General features: G+C 68.9%; 21 protein-coding genes and 2 pseudogenes. 13 read left to right on the top strand and 10 right to left on the bottom strand.

Going from position 1 to position 18,865, the window contains the following annotated elements:
- Positions 1–76: 76 nt before the first annotated feature.
- Positions 77–691 carry a glutathione S-transferase family protein gene (locus JYG32_RS15790; protein ID WP_213264044.1) on the top strand — a complete coding sequence of 205 codons (615 nt, stop codon included), beginning with the start codon at positions 77–79 and terminating at the stop codon, positions 689–691.
- 50 nt (positions 692–741) lie between these two features.
- Here JYG32_RS15790 and JYG32_RS15785 read toward each other — a convergent pair whose 3' ends face one another.
- Together JYG32_RS15785 and JYG32_RS15780 are read right to left on the bottom strand one after the other, a co-directional pair.
- Positions 742–1,704 (bottom strand): ion channel, encoded by a 963-nt coding sequence (locus tag JYG32_RS15785; RefSeq protein ID WP_174384423.1) that lies wholly within the window; start codon positions 1,702–1,704, stop codon positions 742–744.
- Between the two features lie 193 nt (positions 1,705–1,897).
- On the bottom strand, positions 1,898–2,917 hold the full coding sequence (locus JYG32_RS15780; RefSeq protein WP_174384422.1) for a sulfate ABC transporter substrate-binding protein: 1,020 nt from the start codon (positions 2,915–2,917) through the stop codon (positions 1,898–1,900).
- A 452-nt stretch (positions 2,918–3,369) separates the two neighbouring features.
- On the opposite strand from JYG32_RS15780, the gene dapA reads away from it, so the two are divergent.
- Positions 3,370–4,263, top strand: coding sequence for a 4-hydroxy-tetrahydrodipicolinate synthase (gene dapA, locus JYG32_RS15775; RefSeq protein ID WP_213264043.1), 894 nt, complete (start codon positions 3,370–3,372; stop codon positions 4,261–4,263).
- Between the two features lie 21 nt (positions 4,264–4,284).
- On the opposite strand, the pseudogene JYG32_RS15770 reads toward dapA, so the two are convergent.
- The 3 genes and pseudogenes from JYG32_RS15770 to JYG32_RS15760 all read right to left on the bottom strand — a co-directional run bounded on the left by JYG32_RS15770 (position 4,285) and on the right by JYG32_RS15760 (position 6,043).
- A pseudogene (locus JYG32_RS15770) lies at positions 4,285–4,664 on the bottom strand (type II toxin-antitoxin system VapC family toxin).
- Positions 4,664–4,903: a type II toxin-antitoxin system Phd/YefM family antitoxin gene (locus tag JYG32_RS15765; RefSeq protein WP_213264042.1), complete on the bottom strand. Its 240-nt coding sequence runs from the start codon at positions 4,901–4,903 to the stop codon at positions 4,664–4,666. The pseudogene JYG32_RS15770 and the gene JYG32_RS15765 overlap by 1 nt, the downstream one beginning before the upstream one ends.
- Before the next feature lie 87 nt (positions 4,904–4,990).
- Positions 4,991–6,043 (bottom strand): LysR substrate-binding domain-containing protein, encoded by a 1,053-nt coding sequence (locus tag JYG32_RS15760; RefSeq protein WP_433960830.1) that lies wholly within the window; start codon positions 6,041–6,043, stop codon positions 4,991–4,993.
- Between the two features lie 106 nt (positions 6,044–6,149).
- Here JYG32_RS15760 and JYG32_RS15755 point away from each other — a divergent pair, with 106 nt between their 5' ends.
- The gene (locus JYG32_RS15755; RefSeq protein WP_213264040.1) at positions 6,150–7,430 is read left to right on the top strand and encodes an MFS transporter; all 1,281 of its coding nucleotides are present in this window, start codon (positions 6,150–6,152) and stop codon (positions 7,428–7,430) included.
- Positions 7,431–7,485: 55 nt separating this feature from the next.
- Here JYG32_RS15755 and JYG32_RS15750 read toward each other — a convergent pair whose 3' ends face one another.
- Complete coding sequence (locus tag JYG32_RS15750; protein WP_213264039.1) at positions 7,486–8,124, bottom strand: glutathione S-transferase family protein; 639 nt, start codon at positions 8,122–8,124, stop codon at positions 7,486–7,488.
- A 112-nt stretch (positions 8,125–8,236) separates the two neighbouring features.
- Here JYG32_RS15750 and JYG32_RS15745 point away from each other — a divergent pair, with 112 nt between their 5' ends.
- The 4 genes and pseudogenes from JYG32_RS15745 to JYG32_RS39705 all read left to right on the top strand — a co-directional run bounded on the left by JYG32_RS15745 (position 8,237) and on the right by JYG32_RS39705 (position 10,138).
- Positions 8,237–9,157, top strand: coding sequence for a LysR substrate-binding domain-containing protein (locus JYG32_RS15745; RefSeq protein WP_213264038.1), 921 nt, complete (start codon positions 8,237–8,239; stop codon positions 9,155–9,157).
- 160 nt (positions 9,158–9,317) lie between these two features.
- Complete coding sequence (locus JYG32_RS15740; protein WP_213264037.1) at positions 9,318–9,602, top strand: hypothetical protein; 285 nt, start codon at positions 9,318–9,320, stop codon at positions 9,600–9,602.
- Positions 9,603–9,647: 45 nt separating this feature from the next.
- A pseudogene (locus tag JYG32_RS15735) lies at positions 9,648–9,992 on the top strand (alkaline phosphatase family protein); the annotation flags it as partial.
- On the top strand, positions 9,992–10,138 hold the full coding sequence (locus tag JYG32_RS39705) for a phospholipase domain-containing protein (protein WP_174384297.1): 147 nt from the start codon (positions 9,992–9,994) through the stop codon (positions 10,136–10,138). The pseudogene JYG32_RS15735 and the gene JYG32_RS39705, both read left to right, overlap by 1 nt.
- A 51-nt stretch (positions 10,139–10,189) precedes the next feature.
- Here JYG32_RS39705 and JYG32_RS15725 read toward each other — a convergent pair whose 3' ends face one another.
- On the bottom strand, positions 10,190–10,813 hold the full coding sequence (locus tag JYG32_RS15725; RefSeq protein WP_213264036.1) for an RBBP9/YdeN family alpha/beta hydrolase: 624 nt from the start codon (positions 10,811–10,813) through the stop codon (positions 10,190–10,192).
- Positions 10,814–11,153: 340 nt separating this feature from the next.
- On the opposite strand from JYG32_RS15725, the gene JYG32_RS15720 reads away from it, so the two are divergent.
- From JYG32_RS15720 to JYG32_RS15705, 4 genes are read left to right on the top strand one after another with little or no spacing between them, the layout of a single operon-like run.
- Positions 11,154–12,095, top strand: a complete 942-nt coding sequence (locus JYG32_RS15720) for a 2-hydroxyacid dehydrogenase (RefSeq protein ID WP_213264035.1) — start codon at positions 11,154–11,156, stop codon at positions 12,093–12,095.
- 32 nt (positions 12,096–12,127) lie between these two features.
- Positions 12,128–13,060 carry a hydroxymethylglutaryl-CoA lyase gene (locus JYG32_RS15715; protein ID WP_213264034.1) on the top strand — a complete coding sequence of 311 codons (933 nt, stop codon included), beginning with the start codon at positions 12,128–12,130 and terminating at the stop codon, positions 13,058–13,060.
- Positions 13,061–13,086: 26 nt separating this feature from the next.
- A complete protein-coding gene (locus tag JYG32_RS15710; protein ID WP_213264033.1) occupies positions 13,087–13,593 on the top strand; it encodes a YbaK/EbsC family protein in 507 nt (168 codons plus the stop codon).
- Positions 13,590–13,802 (top strand): DUF1289 domain-containing protein, encoded by a 213-nt coding sequence (locus tag JYG32_RS15705; protein ID WP_072437453.1) that lies wholly within the window; start codon positions 13,590–13,592, stop codon positions 13,800–13,802. The genes JYG32_RS15710 and JYG32_RS15705 overlap by 4 nt, the downstream gene beginning before the upstream one ends.
- A gap of 243 nt (positions 13,803–14,045) precedes the next feature.
- Here the strand turns inward: JYG32_RS15705 and JYG32_RS15700 are convergent, their stop codons facing one another.
- A complete protein-coding gene (locus tag JYG32_RS15700) occupies positions 14,046–14,948 on the bottom strand; it encodes a DMT family transporter (protein ID WP_213264032.1) in 903 nt (300 codons plus the stop codon).
- A gap of 111 nt (positions 14,949–15,059) precedes the next feature.
- Here JYG32_RS15700 and JYG32_RS15695 point away from each other — a divergent pair, with 111 nt between their 5' ends.
- On the top strand, positions 15,060–15,551 hold the full coding sequence (locus tag JYG32_RS15695) for an Lrp/AsnC family transcriptional regulator (RefSeq protein WP_213264031.1): 492 nt from the start codon (positions 15,060–15,062) through the stop codon (positions 15,549–15,551).
- Between the two features lie 30 nt (positions 15,552–15,581).
- Here the strand turns inward: JYG32_RS15695 and JYG32_RS15690 are convergent, their stop codons facing one another.
- The gene (locus JYG32_RS15690) at positions 15,582–16,478 is read right to left on the bottom strand and encodes an alpha/beta fold hydrolase (RefSeq protein WP_213264030.1); all 897 of its coding nucleotides are present in this window, start codon (positions 16,476–16,478) and stop codon (positions 15,582–15,584) included.
- A 283-nt stretch (positions 16,479–16,761) separates the two neighbouring features.
- Between JYG32_RS15690 and JYG32_RS15685 the strand changes: the two genes are divergently transcribed.
- Positions 16,762–17,721 carry an NAD(P)H-dependent flavin oxidoreductase gene (locus JYG32_RS15685; protein WP_213264029.1) on the top strand — a complete coding sequence of 320 codons (960 nt, stop codon included), beginning with the start codon at positions 16,762–16,764 and terminating at the stop codon, positions 17,719–17,721.
- A gap of 127 nt (positions 17,722–17,848) precedes the next feature.
- On the opposite strand, the gene JYG32_RS15680 is transcribed toward JYG32_RS15685, so the two are convergent.
- Positions 17,849–18,811 (bottom strand): LysR family transcriptional regulator, encoded by a 963-nt coding sequence (locus JYG32_RS15680; protein ID WP_174383836.1) that lies wholly within the window; start codon positions 18,809–18,811, stop codon positions 17,849–17,851.
- Positions 18,812–18,865: the final 54 nt, after the last annotated feature.

Below are 18,865 nucleotides of genomic sequence, written 5' to 3'. Positions count from 1 at the left end.
CCCTGTCCGAACCTCCTGCGCTCGGGTACGCTTGAGCATCCACCGGACCCTACCTGCACCCGAACGCGGAGGCGCGATGAAGCTCTACTACTGGCCGAAGACCCGGGCATTCCGGGCGTTGTGGATGCTCGAGGAAATCGGCGTGGTGTACGAACTCGTGCCGATCGACCTGCGCTCGCACGAACAGGGCAGCGACGCGTTCGTGCAGGTCAACCCGATGGCCAAGCTGCCCGCACTCGACGACGGCAGCGTGCCGTTCGCCGAATCGGGCGCCGTGCTGCTCTATCTCGCCGACCGTTGCCCGGGCGCCGGGCTCGGCATTGCACCCGACGATCCGTTGCGCGGCCGGTTCCTCCAATGGATGTTCTTCACGCCGACCTGCCTCGAACCGGCGATGGCCGAGAAGTTCACGGGCGCGTCGGGCAATCCGGTCGCGTTCGGCTGGGGCAACATCACGCGCGTGCAGCGCGCGCTCGCGCAGGCGCTCGCCCATAGCCCCTGGCTCGTCGGCGACCACTTCACCGCGGCCGACCTGCTGCTCGCCAGCACGCTGAAGATCGCGTTCGACGCGCATCTGCTGCCGCACGAAGGCGTGCTCGGCGACTACGTCGCGCGAGCCGAGGACCGCGACGCGTTCCGCCGCGCGGTCGCGATCGAACAACGCGAGGCGGCGCGCCTGCTGCACGCGTGACGCGTGCGCGGCGGCGCCGGCCGGACGCGCCCGCCGCCCGTCGAGCACACCTACGCAGCCGGGCCCTGCACCGCGGCGCCGGCTTCGACCACCACGCCCGGCGAACCGCGCTCGTCGGTGTCGGCGTCGACCGGCACGACCTCGTGAAAATGCGTGTAGTCGATGTGCGTGATGCCGTTTTCGTCGTGCATCAGGTCGACATAGCGGTGACGCCAGCGGATCTCCCCATGCGCCCATGAGTGACGCGCCTGCATGACCTGCGCGGTCGTCTCGTCCGAGCCCTCGATCGTGATCAGCAACGACGCGTCGCGCGCGGCGAGCGATTCGGGCGTCTCGCCGAACAGTGCGCTCGATTCGTCGATCACGTGCATCAGGTTCCAGCCGAGCAGAAAAATCGGATGCTCGCTGCGCACGAGCGGCAGGTCGTGGATCTTGCGCAGCGAGTAGCCCTCGTGCGTGCCTTCGACGCGCATCAGCCGCAATTTCGCCTGCGCCTCGGCAATCACGTTCTGGCGCGCATTCGCGGCGCGCACCATCAGCGTCATCCGGCCGTTCAGCGGCCGCACGATCGCGTAGCGCGCAAACAGGATCTTCGCCTGCGGCCGCGAAAACCGCGCGAACACGAGCCCCGTGGCCAGCGCGATGCCCGACATCCCGACGAAGATCTCGAACGTCGCGACCAGGTGCGCATAGATGGTCTGCGGATGCATGTCGCCGTAACCGACGGTCGCGAGCGTTTCGACGCTGAAGAAGAACGCGCCGCCGAACCCGGCCGGCGACTGGTTCGCGATCGGCTCGTGGCCGAGCAGGTAGAGCGTCGCGAAGCCGCCGTTGAGCAGCAGGAACAGCACCGCGAGCGACAGGAAGAACACGGGCCAGCTCACCGTCAGCGCGCGGTGATAGAAGTCGCGCCAGCCGAGCGGCGGCATCCCGTACGCGATCACCGGGCGGGTGCCCGACCAGATCTTGCGGCCACGGCCGCGGGAGGCTGGGGAGGACGAATCGACGTTCATCGCGCGGTGCCGGAAGCAGGGAGGCGATGAGCGTAGCACGCGCGGCGGCGGCCGGGAATGCATGCCGATTCGGAATGGAAATTTGCCGCGCGGCCGGACGCGTGCGGCCGCAAAGCGTCGAAAAAAAACCGGCCGCATGAAGGCGGCCGGCTGCATCGTCATCGTGCGGACAGGCGCGCGATACGCGCCGCTATCACTTCCGGTCGACGATCACCTGGTCGAACGTGCCGCCATCGGCGAAATGGGTCTTCTGCGCGTTGGCCCAGCTACCGAAAACCTGCTCGACGCTGAACGTCTTCAGCGACTTGAACTCGGCCGCATGCTTCTTCAGCACGTTCGCGTCGCGCGGGCGCAGATGGTGCCGCGCGATGATCTCCTGCGCTTCCGTCGTGTACAGGTACTCGAGATACGCCTGCGCGACCTTGCGCGTGCCCTTCTTGTCGACGACCTTGTCGACGACGGCGACGGGCGGCTCCGCGAGGATGCTCGCCGACGGATACACGGCGTCGAACTGCGCGCCCGACACGCCCGTGTCCATCAGCGCGACCTCGTTCTCGAACGTGACCAGCACGTCGCCGATGCCGCGCTGCGTGAACGTCGTCGTCGCGCCGCGGCCGCCCGAGTCGAGCACCGGCACGTTGCGGAAGATCGCCTTCTCGAAGTCGAGCGCCTGCTGGTCGGTCGCGCCCTTCTGCTTCTGGAAGCCCCATGCGGCGAGATACGCGTAGCGGCCGTTGCCCGACGTCTTCGGGTTCGCGATGATCACCTGGACGCCGGGCTTCGCGAGATCGCTCCAGTCCTTGATCGCCTTCGGGTTGCCCTTGCGCACCAGGAACACCATCGTCGTCGAATACGGCGAGCTGTTGTCCGGGAAGCGCGCGCGCCAGTCCTTCGGCAGCAGTTGGCCGCGCTCGGCGAGCAGGTCGATGTCGTTCGGCTGGTTCATCGTCACGACGTCGGCCTGCAGCCCTTGCAGCACCGACAGCGCCTGCGCGCTCGACGCGCCGTGCGACTGCTTGAGCGCGACCGTCTCGCCGGTCTTCTGCTTGTAGGCGGCGGCAAAGCTCGTGTTGATGTCCTTGTACAGCTCGCGCGTCACGTCGTACGACACGTTCAGGATCGACGTGTCCGCGTGCGCAGCCGTCGCCGCCACGACCAGCGCCGCCGCCGCGCCCGTGTGCAGCCAGCGGCCGATCTCCTTGATGCTTGCCATCGTGATATGCCCCGTTTCCAGTGGTGATGAATGTGCGTGACGGCACGCGTACGCGCTGTCATCGAAACGTAAGCGGGCATTCTAGCGGCCGGGCGCGGCACGCTTTCCAATCAGTCGTGGAAAGCAAATCTCGAATCCTGCTAAACGGCGGCGGACGCTCGCGCACGCGTCCGATCCGGTGTTAAGATCGCCGTTCAGCCCACTTCACGGTTCATCCATGTCCGCTGCCCTGCGCTCGCTTTCGATCCTCGCCGCCGTCGCGGCAGGTGCGCGCGCGGCCGGGCTGAAACTGAAAAAACGACTCCTCGACTGACGGGGACGTCGCGTCCCGTCAGGCGAATGCCGGACGGGATGCCCGCAGGTCGTTTCTTTCTCCTTGCCCGCATGCCTCGTTCCGGCACTCCGCCGGCGGAACGGTTCCTTCCCACTCCGTTTCCACCATGAGGCTTTGCATGAACACACGTTTCGAAGGTATCTGGCTGCCGATCATCACGCCGTTCCACCACGGCGAAGTCGACCATGCGGCACTCGCGCGGCTCGCGCGCCACTATGCGGCAGCGGGCATCGCGGGCTTCGTCGCGGGCGCGACGACCGGTGAAGGCGTGCTGCTCGACGCGCGCGAACAGGACGCCGTGTTCGCGACGCTGCGCGACGCGGCGCCTGGCCTGCCGATCGTCGTCGGGTTGACCGCGAGCGCGACGCATTTCGCGGCGGCACGTGCGCGCGAACTCGCCGCGCTGCGGCCCGACGGGCTGCTCGTCACGCCGCCCGTCTATCTGCGGCCGACGCAGGACGGCATCCGCCGCCATGTCGAGGCGATCGTCGATGCGGCCGACCTGCCGGTGCTCGTCTACAACATCCCGTACCGCACCGGCGTGACCGTCGAACTGGAAACGCTGCAGGCGCTCGCGCGCGACCCGCGCGTCGTGGGCATCAAGGAATGCGGCGGCACGCTCGACCGGATGAGCCGGCTCGTGCACGACACGCCGCTCGCGATCCTGTCCGGCGACGACAACCAGAACTTCGCGGCACTGTGCGCCGGCGCGCATGGCGCGATCGCGAGCAGCGCGCACGTGCTGCCCGAATGGCATGTGCGCATCCATGCGCTGCTGCGCGACGGGCGGCTCGCCGATGCGCGGCGCCTGTCGGTCGCGCTGCAGCCGCTCGTCGCGGCGCTGTTCGCGGAGCCGAACCCGGCGCCGGTGAAGGCCGTGCTGGCCGCGCAAGGATGGTGCGAGGACGGGTTGCGGTTGCCGTTCGTGCCGGCGAGCGAGGGGGTGCGGGAGCGGCTGGGCAAGCTCTGTGCGGAACTGGAAGCGTCTGCGCAAGCTGTCGCGGCAGCGTAGGGTTTCGCTCCGAAAACTGTTTCAGACCGTCAGAATCCGCGACGCGCCATACTGCGAAAGATGGCCGTCCGCGGTGACAAGCAGCAGCGGTTCGCACCACGCTTGCGCGAACAGCAACCGATCGAACGGGTCGAGATGATAATGAGGCAGATGGCGCACGGCCGCGCCGTGCGTCGCCCGAACCGGCAGTTCCCGATACTTGTTCGCCTCGATCTCATCGACCAGCCGATCCACATCGACGTTCAGCTTTCCCTTGCCGGCCTTGATCGCCAATTCCCAGATGCTCGCACTGCTGATGAACACTTCATCGGCAGTGGCAATCAGCCGCGCGCACGAACACTCAGTTTCGGATCATTCGCCACCGCCCAGAGAAAGATGTGCGTGTCGAACAGCAGCCGCATTACTTCCCTTCGAACGCAGCCAGCTCTTCGGCGGAAAGCGGTGCGTCGAAATCATCGGCGATCCATATCTGCCCTTCGAGAGCGCCATACCTGTGGATAGGTGTGAGCGGCACGAGCCGGACCGACTGCTTGCCGTCCTGCATGATCACGACGCGTTCGCCGGCGATCGCGGCATCGACCAGCCGCTGCAAATCGAGCGAAGCTTCCTGGAGGTTTGTGACTTGCATGATGAGCTCCATCCATTGAGTGATCACTATTGTCGCGACATTCGCGCCGTTGCTCCAATAGGCCGAACGTCCAGCCGACGGCGTGCCTATCGACCGGTATCAGGCCGCCAGTGCCGCCACCGCCCCCTCCGCCGCATCCCGCACCGCCTGAGTCACGATCCGCGCGAGCCGGTCGACGGTCGGCGTCGCCGACGACGTGCGCCGCAGCAGGATCAGCGGCAGGCTCGGCAGTTCCGGCAGCCCGGACGCCGCCGCGTCGAGCACGCGCACCGACGCGGGCAGCCCGTAGTGCGAGCGCACCGTCAGCCCGAGGCCGGCCGCCGCCGCGGCCCATAGTCCGGCAAGACTCGGCGTCGTGAACGCGACGCGCCACGGCACGCCCGCACGGTCGAGCGCATCGGTCGCCGCGCCGAAGAACCGGCACGGCCGGTCGAACACGACGAGCGGCAGCGGCTCGCCCGCCGCGCGCACGGCACGGCCACCCGTTTCGCCCGCACCGTCTTCCGCGCCCGCCTCCCCGCCGCCGTCCGGCATCCCGAAACCGCCCGCGCCCACCGCGCCGATCCATTGCATCGGCACCTGCGCGATCGCCTCGCTGTCGATCCCCGCCCGCGACACGAACGCCGCCGACACCGGATCGCCCCACACGAGCGCGAGATCGAGCTGGTTCGCATCGAGCCGGTCGAGCAGATCGGCATTGCGCGCCACGCGCGCCTCGATCCTCACCTTCGGATGCGCGCGCGCAAACCGCCCGAGCACATCGGGCAGGATCGCCTCGCCGAAATCCTCCTGCAGCCCGACGCGCACCCAGCCGTCGAGATTCACGCCGCGCACGGCCGCGGCCGCTTCGTCGTTCAGCTCGATCATCCGCCGCGCATAGCGCAGCATCGCGTCGCCGGCGTCGGTCAGCGCGAGCCCGCGCCCGGCTTTCACGAACAGCGGCGTGCCGGCCTGCTCCTCGAGCTTGCGGATCTGCGCGCTCACCGCCGACGACGAACGCGCGACGCGGTCGGCCGCCTTCGCGAAACTGCCGAGATCCACGCCCGCGACGAGGCTGCGCAGCGCCGCCACGTCGAAGTTGGGCCGGGCCACTGCGGCATCGGCCATTGCGAGCGGCTCGCCGCCGCCACGGGGAAGGTCTTGTCCGGGCACGTCAATCATCCTGTTTTATCGAACGATTTATCAAAAATTTTCCGATTTTCAGGATGAATGTAGGCCGCCAGACTGTCGATGTCAATTTCCAACCGGGCCTGCCGCCATGGATACCTCCTGCATCGCTTCCCCCTCCTCGCCCGCCCGCGACGCGCGCGGCCCGGCCCATCGCTGGCGCGTGCTGGCGGCCGGCATCGCCGCGAACATGAGCTTTTCGGCCGCCGCCGCCGGCATTCCGACCACGGCGGTGTGGATGCGCACGGCCTATCACCTCGACAACGGCGCGCTCGGCCTCGTGCTCGGCGCGCTCGGCTTCGGCGTCGCGCTGTCCGAGCTGCCGTGGGGAATCGCCGCCGACCGCTTCGGCGATCGCCACGTGCTGCTGACCGGGCTCGTCGCGACGGCCGCGATGCTCGCGCTGATGGTGTGCACGATCGTCCCGACCGCGCACGCGGTACCGCCGCTGATGCGCGTCGTCGCGGCGATGAGCTGCGTCGGCCTGCTCGGCGGCAGCGTGAACGGGTCGAGCGGGCGCGCGGTGATGCGCTGGTTCGGCGAGCGCGAACGCGGCCTCGCGATGAGCATCCGCCAGACGGCCGTGCCGCTCGGCGGCGGCGTCGGCGCGGCGCTGCTGCCGTCGCTCGCGTCGCATCTGGGCTTCGCCGCGGTGTTCGGTGCGCTGATGCTGTTGTGCGCGGGATCGGCCGCGCTGACCTGGCGCTGGCTGCACGAGCCGCCCGCCGCGCCGGCCGCCGAGCACGGCGCAGTGCATCGTCCCGTCGAGCAGCATCAGCAACAGCAGCCCGCCCGGCAAACGCGCAGCCCGCTCGCGAGCGGCCGCGTGTGGCGCATCGTGCTCGGCATGGGCCTGCTGTGCGCGCCGCAGTTCGCGGTGCTCACGTTCGCGACGGTGTTCCTGCACGACTTCGGCCGGCTCGGCCTCGCCGGCATCAGCGCGGCGATGGTCGCGCTGCAGCTCGGCGCGATGGTGATGCGCGTCTGGAGCGGCCGCCATACCGACCGGCACGGCAACCGCCGTGCGTACCTGCGCGGTTCGGTGCTCGTCGCGGCCGGATCGTTCACGCTGCTGGCAGCCGCGACGGCCGGCAGCCCGCACGTGCCGCTCGCGGCAATCGTCGCGATTCTCGTGTTCGCGGGCATCTGCGTGTCGGCGTGGCACGGCGTCGCGTACACGGAACTCGCGACGCTCGCGGGCGCGAACCACGCGGGCACCGCGCTCGGGATGGCGAACACGATCGTCTACCTCGGGCTGTTCGCGACGCCGCTCGCGATTCCCCCGCTGCTCGCCGTCAGTTCGTGGGGCGTGGTCTGGCTCGCGACCGCGCTGATCGCCGGCGCGACCTATCCGCTGTTCGCGGTGCGATAGCGGCCGCGCGTTGGACGCGGGCGTCGCCGCGCAGACAACGACGCCCGCGCGTCCGTCAGGACGCCTCGCGTGCCAGCGCACGCCGCGCGGCCGGCCGCTCGGCTTCGCGCTGCGCATGGGCCGTCCACGCGGGATGCCGCGTCATGTCGAGGCCGATCGCGACGCCCCAGCGATACAGCACGAGCAGGAACGGATCGACGATCGAATGCGCGCCCGGTTCGGCCCACGTGCGGCCGTCGGCGAGCGCGGCTTCGATCGTCTCGTTCGCGGCATCGATCGTGCCGCGCCCATGCGTGCTGACCGCACCGTGCAGGGCCGGATCGCCGACGAAGCGGCCCGGCCGCCACAGCGCGCCGTAGCCGACGCCATGCACCCAGCCAACCAGCCAGGCGAGCCATTCGTGGCACCGCGCCTCGCACAGCGGATCGTCGAGCGGCAGCAATTGCGCGTCCGGATAACGGCGCGCGAGATACGTGAGGATCGCGGGCGTTTCGGTCAGCACGCGCGGCTCGCCCGGAATCGCGAGCACGGGCACGCGCGCCTTCGCGTTGATCGCGAGATAGCGCGCTTCGAGGTTCTGCTGTTTCTGCACCGAGACGATCTCGACGTCGAACGGCGCGCCGGTTTCCTCCAGCGCGATGTGAGCGGCAAGCGAGCAGGAGCCCGGCGAAAGATAGAGACGATATGCGTTCATGATGGTGTGGCCCGACGGGGCTGTGGAAGACGGAGCCGAGTGTAGGAACGCGTGGCCGGGCACCGCAAACGATGAATTGTCGTGCTCGGACATTAGTGTTACTAATACCCGCATGCGACGCATCCACCTCCCTCCATTGCAGACGCTGCGCGCGTTCGAGACCGCCGTGCGGCTGCAGAGCTTCACGCGCGCGGCCGACGCACTCGCGCTCACGCAAGGCGCCGTCAGCCAGCACATCCGCACGCTCGAGGCGCAGCTCGGTTATCCGCTCTTCACGCGCGAGCGCAACGGCGCGACACCGACGCACGCCGCGCACGCGCTCGCACTGCAGGTGCGCCAGGGCCTGAGCGTGCTCGAACGCGCATTCGAACCGATGCTCGCCGTGCGCAGCCGCCCGCGCACCTGCGACGTCACGCTGAACGTCAGCGTGCTGCCGAGCGTCGCCGAGCGCTGGCTCGCGCCGCGCCTGCCGCGCTTCTCGGCCGCGCATCCGCACATCGCGATCGCGCTGCACCCGGACGCGGCGCTCGCGCCGCTGCGCAAGCGCGACCGCATCGACGTCGCGCTGCGCTACGGGCCCGGCACGTGGCCGGGCGTCGTCGCCGCGAAGCTGATGAACGAGACGATCTTTCCGGTCGCGAGCCCCGCATACCGCAATCGCGACGGCATCGCGCCGCGCACGCCGGCCGATCTCGTGCGCGCAACGCTGCTGCGCCATCCCGCGCAGCCGTGGGAACCGTGGTTCCAGGCCGCGCGGCTCGACCTCACCGAATCCGCACGCGCGCCGCGCTTCACCGATGCGAACGCGCTGATCGACGCGACGCTGAAAGGACGCGGCGTCGCACTTGCGCGCCGCTCGCTGATCGAGCCCGAACTCGCGGCCGGCACGCTCGTGCGCGTCTCGACGGTGCGCGTGACCGACGTGTATGCGCACTACGTCGTGTGGCGCCCCGGCCATCCGCACGAAGCGGCGATCCGCACCTGGCTCGACTGGCTGCGCAGCGAGGTGCGGCGCAGGACACCGCGGCGCTGACAGGCGGCGGTCGGCGATGGCCGCACGCACGCGAAAGCGATTCGTTAGCGTGACGAAAGCATTTCGCGATCACGCACCGATCGCAAACGATTCACCGAAACGTCGCATCGCGTCGGCATACTCGAAAACGTTTCCCGATCAGCCTGCCAGGAGAGAAGTCATGCGTCGCGTTTCCGTCGTCATCGTTCTTTGTGCCGCCGCTTTCGTCGCCGCCTGCAGCGACGACGCGCCGCACGACGCGCACGCGACCGACGCCTCGCAGCAAGCCGGCGCATCGAGCGGCTCGGCCAGCGCGTTCAACCACGATGCCGCCGCGAACGCCGCCGCGTCCGATGCCGCGCCGCTCGCGCCGCCCGTTGTGCACTACCCGCCCGACGACGACGACGACACGAAGCCCGCGACGAACGCGGCCGCGTCGGCCACCGCTGCATCTTCGCCAAGCTGATCGCGACGTTTCCGTCCCCCTGACCGCAGAACCGAGGTGAACAACATGCGGTCATCGAGCCGCCGTTTCCTGCATACCGTTGCACAATCCGCGGGCGCCGTCGTCGCGCTCAACGCCTTTCCCGAATCGATCCGCGCACTCGCAATTCCCGCCCGCGCGCGGCACCGGCACGATCCGGGATGTCGAGCACATCGTCGTGTTCATGCAGGAAAACCGCTCGTTCGATCATTACTTCGGACACCTGCGCGGCGTGCGCGGCTACAACGACCGCCTCCCGATCCCGCTGCCGAACGGCAAACCGGTGCGGTACCCGCCGTCGAAGGCCGATCCGACCAGCCCTGTGCTGCCTTCCGGCTGGACACGCTGGCGACGAACAGGTCGAGCAGTGGGTGCTCGCGTCGAGCCACCAATGGTATGACGTGACGGTCAGCGACGGTGCGAACGGCACGTTCTCCCGCCGTTTCGCCGGCCACGTCGAGAACGGCCGGCCGAGCTACTCGGACCCGGCCGCGGTGCAGCCCGTCTCAGCGTCGTAAGCGCGACAACGCGGCGTGGCGGGGCAGCCGCCTCGCCGCCCGCCGCGCCCGTCAGACCGCGTGCGCGAGCGCGCGGTCGACGAGCGCGGCCTCGAAGCCGTCGTCCGCCTCGCGAAAGCGCAGCGGCGCCGCGCAATGGACCAGCGTGTCGATGAAGTACTTCGCGCGCGGCCACGGCCCGAAGCCGGCCGCCGTATTGATGTGCCCGGCGTCGCCGAGGTTCACGAACGCGCTGCCCAGGCGCTGCGCGAGCATGCGCGCATCGGCGAGCGGCATCCACGGATCGGTCTCGCTGCCGATCACGATCGACGGCACCGCGAGCCGGCGCGCGTCGAACGGCCCGGCAAACGTGAATTTCTTCGGACTGGCGGGCGCGACCAACAGCACGCCCGCGACATCGCCCGTATGCGGCCCCTGCGCAAGCGCATGCGCGGTCGCGAGGCAGCCGAAGCTGTGCGCGGCGAGCACGAACGGGCCGCGCTCGCGATCGAGCAGCGCGCGCACGGACTGCGCCCAGCGCGCGAGATCGGGCGCGTCCCAGTCGTCCTGCTCGACCCGCAGCGAGCGCGGGAACTGCCGTTCGAGCCAGGTCTGCCAGTGAGCACCCTCGCTGCCGTGCAGGCCCGGAACGGTGACGAGCCGCGGCGGCCACGCCGATTTGCTGCATGCGCGCATGATTGCCCTCGCTTGCTTGAAGACGGGGTTCGATTGTGGCGCGCGGCGCGCGGCGGCCGAACCAATATTTTGTGCTTTGCTTTTGCGCGGGCCGGCCGCATTGCGCCGGCGACCCGGCTCCGGCCCGCGCCGGGCGGCCGGCCCGCGCGGCGGCGCAATGCGCCGCGAAACCGTAGAATGTGGGCTTCCCGTCAGCTTCAAACGGAACCGGGCTGGGCGCCGACGCGCCGGGCCCGGTCGTCAGGAGACGCCCGATGTCCGCTACGCCCGCCGGCGCGCTGCGCCCGGTCCCTATCGCCGTTCCCGTGACGAGCCTCGCCGGCGCGCGCGCAGTCACGCAATGAAGATCCTGTTCTATTCCCCGCACCAGGAAGCCGGCGCGTGGCGCGACGAGATCGCGCACGCGCTGCCGGAAGCCGAACTGCGCGCATGGCAGCCGGGCGACACGGCCGCCGCCGACTACGCGCTCGTGTGGCGCGCGCCGCGCGAGTTCTTCGCGCCGCGCGACGGCCTGCGCGCGATCTTCAACCTCGGCGCGGGCGTCGACGCGCTGCTCGCGCTCGACCGCGCGCATCCGGGCACGCTGCCCGCGCGCGTGCCGCTCGTGCGGCTCGAGGATTCGGGCATGGCGCAGCAGATGGTCGAATACGTGACGCACGCGGTGCTGCGCTACCTGCGCCGTTTCGACGAATACGACGCGCAGCAGCGCGAGCGCCGCTGGCACCCGCTCGAACCGCATCCGCGTGCAACGTTCACCGTCGCCGTGCTCGGCCTCGGCGTGCTCGGCGCGCAGGTCGCGCGCGCGCTCGCCGCGCTCGGCCTGCCGGTGCGCGGCTACAGTCGCAGCGCGAAGCAGCTCGACGGCATCGCGACCTTCGCCGGCGACGGCGCGTTCGACGCGTGCATCGACGGCGCGAAGGTGCTCGTCAACCTGTTGCCGAGCACGCCCGACACCGACGGCATCCTGTCGTCGCGTGCGTTCGCGCGGCTCGCGCCCGGCGCGTACGTCGTCAACGTCGCGCGCGGCGCGCATCTCGTCGAGGCCGACCTGCTCGACGCGCTCGCGAGCGGCCGGATCGCCGCGGCGACGCTCGACGTGTTCCGGCACGAACCGCTGCCGGACGATCATCCGTTCTGGCGCGCGCCGCGCATCACGATCACGCCGCACAGCTCGGCCGAAACGCTGCGTGCGGAGGCCGCCGAGCAGATCGCCGGCAAGATCCGCGCGTTCGAACGTGGCGAACGCGTCGGCGGCATCGTCGACTACGCGCGCGGCTATTGAGTTCAGCCCTACACAGATACCAGGAGACAACCATGACGTTCCCCACCGCCGTCAAGATCGTCGAAGTCGGCCCGCGCGACGGGCTGCAGAACGAGAAGACCTTCGTGCCGACCGACGTGAAGATCGCGCTCGTCGACCGGCTGTCGCGCGCCGGCTTCCGCAACATCGAGGCCGCGTCGTTCGTCTCGCCGAAATGGGTGCCGCAGATGGCAGACGGCGCCGAAGTCATGGCCGGCATCGAGCGTCGCGCGGGCACCGTGTACTCGGTGCTCACGCCGAACCTGAAGGGCTTCGAGAACGCGCTCGCCGCACGCGCCGACGAAGTCGTGATCTTCGGCGCGGCGAGCGAGGCATTCTCGCAGCGGAACATCAACTGCAGCATCGCCGAGAGCATCGCGCGCTTCGAGCCCGTCGCGAAGGCCGCGAAGGACGCGGGCCTGCGGCTGCGCGGCAGCGTGTCGTGCACGCTCGGCTGCCCGTACCAGGGCGAGGTGCCGGTCGCGTCGGTCGTCGACGTCGTCGAACGCTTCGCGGCGCTCGGCTGCGACGAGATCGACATCGCCGATACGATCGGCGTCGGCACGCCGAAGCGCACGCGCGAGGTACTCTCGGCCGTCACGCGCGTGTTCCCGCACGAACGCCTGTCGGGCCACTTCCACGACACCTACGGCCAGGCGCTCGCGAACATCTACGCGGCGCTGTTCGAAGGGATCGAGATCTTCCACGCGTCGGTCGCGGGCCTCGGCGGCTGCCCGTACGCGAAGGGCGCGACCGGCAACGTCGCGACCGAGGACGTGCTGTACCTGATGCAGGGCCTCGGCATCGACACCGGCGTCGATCTCGCGCAGGTCGTCGCCGCCGGCGACTTCATCTCGAGCGCAATCGGCCGCACGAACGTGTCGCGCGCCGGTCGCGCGCTGCTCGCCAAGGCGCAGAGCGCGGACGACGCCGCGACCTGCGTCTGACCCCGGCATTCCATGGATTCCCCGACATGACGACACCTGCTTCATTCGATTCCCTCCCCGATTCCGCACGACGCGTCGCGCTGCTGCTGCGCGAGCGCGGCCATGCAAAAGGCATCGTGATGCTCGCCGACACCGGCAAGACGTCGGCCGAGGCGGCAGCCGGGCTCGGCTGCTCGGTCGCGCAGATCGCGAAGTCGATCCTGTTTCGCCGGCAGTCGGACGGCGCGCCCGTGCTCGTGGTCGCAAGCGGCGTCAACCGCGTCGACGAAAAGAAGGTCGCCGCGCAGGTCGGCGCGGTGGGCCGCGCGGACGCGAAGTTCGTGCGCGACAACACCGGCTATGCGATCGGCGGCGTCTGCCCGATCGGCCATCTCGTCGAACCCGTCACGCTGATCGACGCCGACCTGCTCGAGCTCGACAGCCTGTGGGCGGCCGCCGGCCATCCGCACGCGGTGTTCAACCTGTCGCCGCACGAACTCGTGTCGCTGACCGGCGCGCCGGTCGCGGACGTCGCATTGCGGGACAACGCATGAGCGACGTGCCGGTGTCGGTGCCGGTCGGCACGGTCGCATCGCCGTGCACGGACGTCTGCAGGATCGATCCGCGCACCGACTGGTGCGCGGGCTGCCTGCGCACGCGCGACGAGATCAAGGGCTGGCGTGCGTCGGACGACGACGCGAGGCGCGCGCTGCTCGCACGGCTCGATGCGCGGCGGCGCATGCTCGCCGGGAGCGGCACATAAAAAAAAGCCGTTCAGCCTCACGGGCGAACGGCGTCGAGATCGGAATCCTGTGAACGTGATCAACGTCACAGCCCGCATCATACGAGCGACGCGGCCGCATCGCATCGGGTGTTTCCCTACAACTTCTTACAGCGTCTTTCGCGCGTGCGTGCGGGCCCTTTTCGTGCGCAAACCTCGTGCCCGAAATCCGCACCCGGCGAGCCGCTGCGGCGCCCCGCAGCGGCGTCGAATCATACGACCGTTTCAGTTGCCGACCGCCGCGCGACGCGCGGGCACGATGCGCCAGCCGAGATTCACGCCGGCCGCCGCGAGCAGGATCAGCAGCGCGCCGAACACCTGCGTCCACGCGAGCGTCTGCCCGAACGCAACGTGATCGACGAGGATCGCGACGACCGGATAGACGAACGACAGCGCGCCGGTCATCGCGGTCGGCAGCTTCTGGATCGCGCCGTACAGCAGCACATACATCAGGCCCGTGTTCACGACGCCGAGCACGACGAGGTCGAGCCATTGCCCGGCAGTCGCGGGCAGCGTATCGAAGTGCGCGAACGGCGCGAGCAGCACGATGCCGAGGCCGGCCTGCAGCAGCGCGAGCAGATGCGGCGGCGTGCCCTTCAGGTGCTTCGTGACGATCGACGAGATCGCATACAGGAAGGCCGCGCCGAGCGACAGCGCGACGCCTTCCAGATATTCGCCCGGCACCGCGAGCACGGCCGGCTCGACGCGCACCACGAAGACGAGCCCGGCGAACGCGAGCGCGAGCCACGCGACCGTCGACGCGGTGACCCGCTCGCGGAACACGATGGCGCCGAGCGCGACGAGCATGAACGGCTGCGTGTTGTAGACGGCGGTCGCCATCGAGATCGACGCGCGCGAATAGGCGGCGAACAGCAGCAGCCAGTTCGCGACGATCGCGACGCTGCCGAGCGTCGCGAGCGCGAGCATCCGCGGCGAGAACAGCGAGCGGCGCAGGAAGCCGAACGCCGCGCAGACGATCGCGAGCGTCGCGGCGCCGAACAGGCAGCGGAAGAACACGACGTTCGTCAGCGGCTGCCGCGACGACATCACGAGCCAGCCGATCGTGCCGGACATCATCATCGCGACGACCATTTCGGCGGCACCGCGGCGCATTTCATTCGAGGCCATCATGAACTCCGTTGATGAGAGTGATGACTTCGATTCTAGAAACTTGCTTTCGCCGCAACCATGGCTAAACTGAAGCGAATCAGCCGATTCACCTTCGAAAGCAAAGCGATCATGCCGAAACGCCTTCCCCCACCCGCCGTCGCGTCGCTCGACGCGACCGACCGCGCGATCCTCGCGGCGCTGGCCGACGACGCGCGCATCGCGACCAGCGAACTCGCGCGGCAGATCGGGCTGTCGGCGCCCGCGACCGCCGACCGCGTGCGGCGGCTCGAGGCGCAAGGCGTGATCGCCGCGTTCACCGTCGAGCTCGATCCGCGCGCGCTCGGCTATACGCTGCAGGCAATCGTCCGCGTGAAGCCGCTGCCGGGCCAGTTGCATCTGGTCGAGGAGTTGCTGCGGCGGATCCCCGAATTCGTCGAATGCGACAAGGTGACCGGCGAAGACTGCTTCATCTGCCGGCTCTACCTGCGCACGATCGCGCACCTCGACGACATCCTGTCGAAGGTGACGGAGCGCGCGGAGACGAGCACCGCGATCGTGAAATCGACGCCCGTGCCGCGCCGCCTGCCGCCGCTCGCCGACGACGACAGCGTGCACCGCTGAGCGGCCGGCCCGCGCCGCCCGCGCGCGCCCTCATGCGGACGGGTCGCGCGCCTCGAAGAACGCGAGCAGTTCGTCGATCAGCGCGACGGGTGCCTCTTCCGGAATGTAGTGCCCGCATTCGAGCGCTCGGCCGCTGACATCGCGCGCGACGCGACGCCATTCGTCGAGCGGATCGAAGCAGCGCCCGACGATCCCGTGCTCGCCCCACAGCACGCGCAGCGGGCACGCGACCTTGTTGCCGCGCTCGAGATCCGCACGGTCGTGCTCGAGGTCGATCGTCGCCGATGCGCGGTAGTCCTCGCACATCGCATGCACGGCGCCCGGCTGCGCGAGCGCGGCACGGTACGCGTCGAGCGCCTCGGGCGCGAACGGCGCGAGCCCGGCGGACCGGTTGCCCATCACGCGCTCGATGTACGCATCGGTATGCGCGCCGATCAGCGTCTCGGGCAGCGGCTCCGGCTGGATCAGGAAGAACCAGTGGAAATACGCGGTCGCGAACGCGCGGTCGGTTTTCTCGTACATCGCGAGCGTCGGCGCGATGTCGAGCAGCATCATCCGCTCGACGGCGTCCGGGTGATCGAGCGCGAGCCGGTGCGCGACGCGCGCGCCGCGATCGTGCGCGCACACATGGAAGTGCTCGAAACCGAAATGCCGCATCACGGCGACCTGGTCGGCCGCCATCGCCCGTTTCGAATACGGCACGTGCTGCGCGTCGCTCGGCGGCCGGCCCGATGCGCCGTAGCCGCGCAGGTCGGTGGCGATCACCGTGAAGTGATTCGCGAGCGTCGCGGCAACGCGATGCCAGATCATGTGGGTTTGCGGATGCCCGTGCAGCAACAGGAGCGGCGGGCCCGCGCCTCCTTTGACACCGAAGATGTCGGTGTCCTGCACCATCACGCGAAACGGTGCAAACGCCTCAAACGACATGGTTTATTTCTCGTTGGTTTGTTATGGCGGCTATTTTAGGAGCGCTCGCGCGTCTGCACAGCGGGGCAACAGCCAGATTCCGTAGAAAGAGAACACTCACTCGATTGCCGCCACACCGCGCATTTTGTTAAGCTCGCGTAGAATCGCACGACCGTTCGTATTAATATCGACGAACGACTTCGTCCACAGCTACACTCGAATCACCGTTCGACCGCAAAGCATGGTGCCGGTATCGGCGCGACCGCGCCGGCGCCGGCCGCCCCCTGGAGACTGGAGACATCACATGGCATTGCCCACTGTCCTGCAGAACCTGACGTTGCCTGTCATCGCGTCGCCGATGTTCATCGTCAGCTACCCCGAACTCGTGCTCGCGCAATGCAAGGCGGGCATCGTCGGTTCGTTCCCCGCGCTCAACGCCCGTCCGGCCGAACTGCTCGACGAGTGGCTCACGCAGATCCAGTCCGAACTCGCCGACCACAAGGCGAAGCACCCCGATGCGGTGATCGGCCCGATCGCGGTCAACCAGATCGTCCACCAGTCGAACGCGCGGCTCGAGCACGACGTGCGCGTATGCGTCGAGCACAAGGTACCGATCTTCATCACGAGCCTGCGCGCGCCGGCACGCGAGATCGTCGACGCGGTGCACAGCTACGGCGGCATCGTGCTGCACGACGTGATCAACCTGCGCCACGCGCAGAAGGCGCTCGAAGCCGGCGTCGACGGGCTGATCCTCGTCGCGGCCGGCGCGGGCGGCCACGCGGGCACGACGTCGCCGTTCGCGCTCGTCGGCGAAGTCCGCAAGATCTTCGACGGCCCGATCGTGCTGTCCGGCTCGATCGCGAACGGCGGCTCGATCCTCGCCGCGCAGGCGATGGGCGCCGATTTCGCGTACATGGGCACGCGCTTCATCGCGACGCAGGAGGCGCACGCGGTCGAGGACTACAAGCGCGCGATCGTCAACGCGAAATCCTCGGACATCATCTACACGAACCTCTTCACCGGCGTGCACGGCAACTACATCCGCGAGAGCATCGAGAAAGCCGGCCTCGATCCGGAAGCGCTGCCGGAATCCGACAAGACGAAGATGAATTTCGGCAGTGACAAGACGAAGGCGTGGAAGGACATCTGGGGTGCCGGCCAGGGCGTCGGCCTGATGGACGACCTGCCGAGCGTGGGCGCACTCGTCGAGCGGCTGAAGGGCGAGTACGACGCAGCAAAGGAGCGGCTCGGCATCGCACGCTGACGGATGCGGCGGTCACAGCCGCCGCACTCGCCACCGCCGACGCAAATTCCGTCGGACAAAACAAAAAGCGCGAACCGCATGCGGCCCGCGCTTTTTTTTCATCGCCCCGCCGGACGGGACACGCGGCTCAGCCCGCGCGCTTGATCCGCGTGATCGGCAGCACGCGCAGGCGCGATTCGATCGACGGGCACAGCGACTGCCCTTCGAAACGCGCCGCGAGGAAATCGACGAACGAACGCACCTTCGCGGACACGTGACGGCGGCTCGCGTAGACCGCATAGATCGGCGCCTCGTGCGGCGGCACCACATCGAGGAGCACCGGCACCAGCCGGCCGGATTCGATGTCGTCGCCGACCACCTCGGTGCCGAGCAGCGCGATGCCCGCGCCCGCGAGCACGGCCGCTCGCAGCCCTTCGAGATGGTTCACGATCAGGTTGCCGTTGAGGGTCACGCGCGACGCCGCTGCCGCATCGATCACGAGCGAGTCGAGCATCGTCGAATTCGAGTCGCGCCGCAGGTAGTTGTGGCGCGCGAGATCGGCGATCGTTTCGGGCGTGCCGTGCTTGTCGAGATATTCGGGCGACGCGACGAGCAGGATGTGCGCGGTCGCGATCTGCCGTGCGACCAGCGACGACGATTTCAATCCGTTCGGCGCCGCGCGCACCGCGACGTCGTAGCCTTCCTCGATCAGGTCGACCACGCGATCGGACAGCGTCATGTCGACTGTCACGTCCGGGAACCGGCCCGCGTAATCCGTGACTGCCTGCATCACATGCCGCAGCCCGAACGCGGACAACGACGTCACGCGCAGGCGGCCCTGCGGCACCACGCTCGCGGCGCCGACAGCCTGCCCGGCTTCGTCGAGTTCCGACAGCGCCTGCACGAGGCGCTCGTAATATTCGCGTCCCGCCTCGGTAGGGGCGACACGTCGTGTCGTGCGATGCAGCAGCCGCGCGCCGAGCTGCTGCTCGAGATGCATCACGTGCTTGCTCGCCATCGCAGCCGACATCTGCATGCGCTCGGCCGCGCCGACGAAGCTGCCCACTTCGACGACGTAGCGAAACACATTCATGCTGACGAGGGTATCCATCGAACTAGCTCGTAATGACGGGGGAATGGTCCAATTACGAGATAGGGTAACAAA

Origin of the sequence: Burkholderia pyrrocinia (genome assembly GCF_018417535.1) — a bacterium.
In the GTDB taxonomy this organism is placed as follows: Bacteria; Pseudomonadota; Gammaproteobacteria; order Burkholderiales; family Burkholderiaceae; genus Burkholderia; species Burkholderia pyrrocinia_E.
The sequence above is the reverse complement of the archived record's forward strand: the minus strand, read 5'-3'. Positions and strand labels throughout refer to the sequence as shown.

Coding starts and splice junctions, on each gene's coding strand:
- JYG32_RS15710 (WP_213264033.1), top strand. CDS start 13,087: ATGACGACACCTGCTTCATTCGATTCCCTCCCCGATTCCGCACGACGC.
- JYG32_RS15765 (WP_213264042.1), bottom strand. CDS start 4,903: ATGGAGCTCATCATGCAAGTCACAAACCTCCAGGAAGCTTCGCTCGAT.
- JYG32_RS15680 (WP_174383836.1), bottom strand. CDS start 18,811: ATGGATACCCTCGTCAGCATGAATGTGTTTCGCTACGTCGTCGAAGTG.
- JYG32_RS15755 (WP_213264040.1), top strand. CDS start 6,150: ATGGATACCTCCTGCATCGCTTCCCCCTCCTCGCCCGCCCGCGACGCG.
- dapA (WP_213264043.1), top strand. CDS start 3,370: ATGAACACACGTTTCGAAGGTATCTGGCTGCCGATCATCACGCCGTTC.
- JYG32_RS15685 (WP_213264029.1), top strand. CDS start 16,762: ATGGCATTGCCCACTGTCCTGCAGAACCTGACGTTGCCTGTCATCGCG.
- JYG32_RS15700 (WP_213264032.1), bottom strand. CDS start 14,948: ATGGCCTCGAATGAAATGCGCCGCGGTGCCGCCGAAATGGTCGTCGCG.
- JYG32_RS15720 (WP_213264035.1), top strand. CDS start 11,154: ATGAAGATCCTGTTCTATTCCCCGCACCAGGAAGCCGGCGCGTGGCGC.
- JYG32_RS15785 (WP_174384423.1), bottom strand. CDS start 1,704: ATGAACGTCGATTCGTCCTCCCCAGCCTCCCGCGGCCGTGGCCGCAAG.
- JYG32_RS15745 (WP_213264038.1), top strand. CDS start 8,237: ATGCGACGCATCCACCTCCCTCCATTGCAGACGCTGCGCGCGTTCGAG.
- JYG32_RS15705 (WP_072437453.1), top strand. CDS start 13,590: ATGAGCGACGTGCCGGTGTCGGTGCCGGTCGGCACGGTCGCATCGCCG.
- JYG32_RS15750 (WP_213264039.1), bottom strand. CDS start 8,124: ATGAACGCATATCGTCTCTATCTTTCGCCGGGCTCCTGCTCGCTTGCC.
- JYG32_RS15690 (WP_213264030.1), bottom strand. CDS start 16,478: ATGTCGTTTGAGGCGTTTGCACCGTTTCGCGTGATGGTGCAGGACACC.
- JYG32_RS15740 (WP_213264037.1), top strand. CDS start 9,318: ATGCGTCGCGTTTCCGTCGTCATCGTTCTTTGTGCCGCCGCTTTCGTC.
- JYG32_RS15780 (WP_174384422.1), bottom strand. CDS start 2,917: ATGGCAAGCATCAAGGAGATCGGCCGCTGGCTGCACACGGGCGCGGCG.
- JYG32_RS15790 (WP_213264044.1), top strand. CDS start 77: ATGAAGCTCTACTACTGGCCGAAGACCCGGGCATTCCGGGCGTTGTGG.
- JYG32_RS15715 (WP_213264034.1), top strand. CDS start 12,128: ATGACGTTCCCCACCGCCGTCAAGATCGTCGAAGTCGGCCCGCGCGAC.
- JYG32_RS15695 (WP_213264031.1), top strand. CDS start 15,060: ATGCCGAAACGCCTTCCCCCACCCGCCGTCGCGTCGCTCGACGCGACC.
- JYG32_RS15725 (WP_213264036.1), bottom strand. CDS start 10,813: ATGCGCGCATGCAGCAAATCGGCGTGGCCGCCGCGGCTCGTCACCGTT.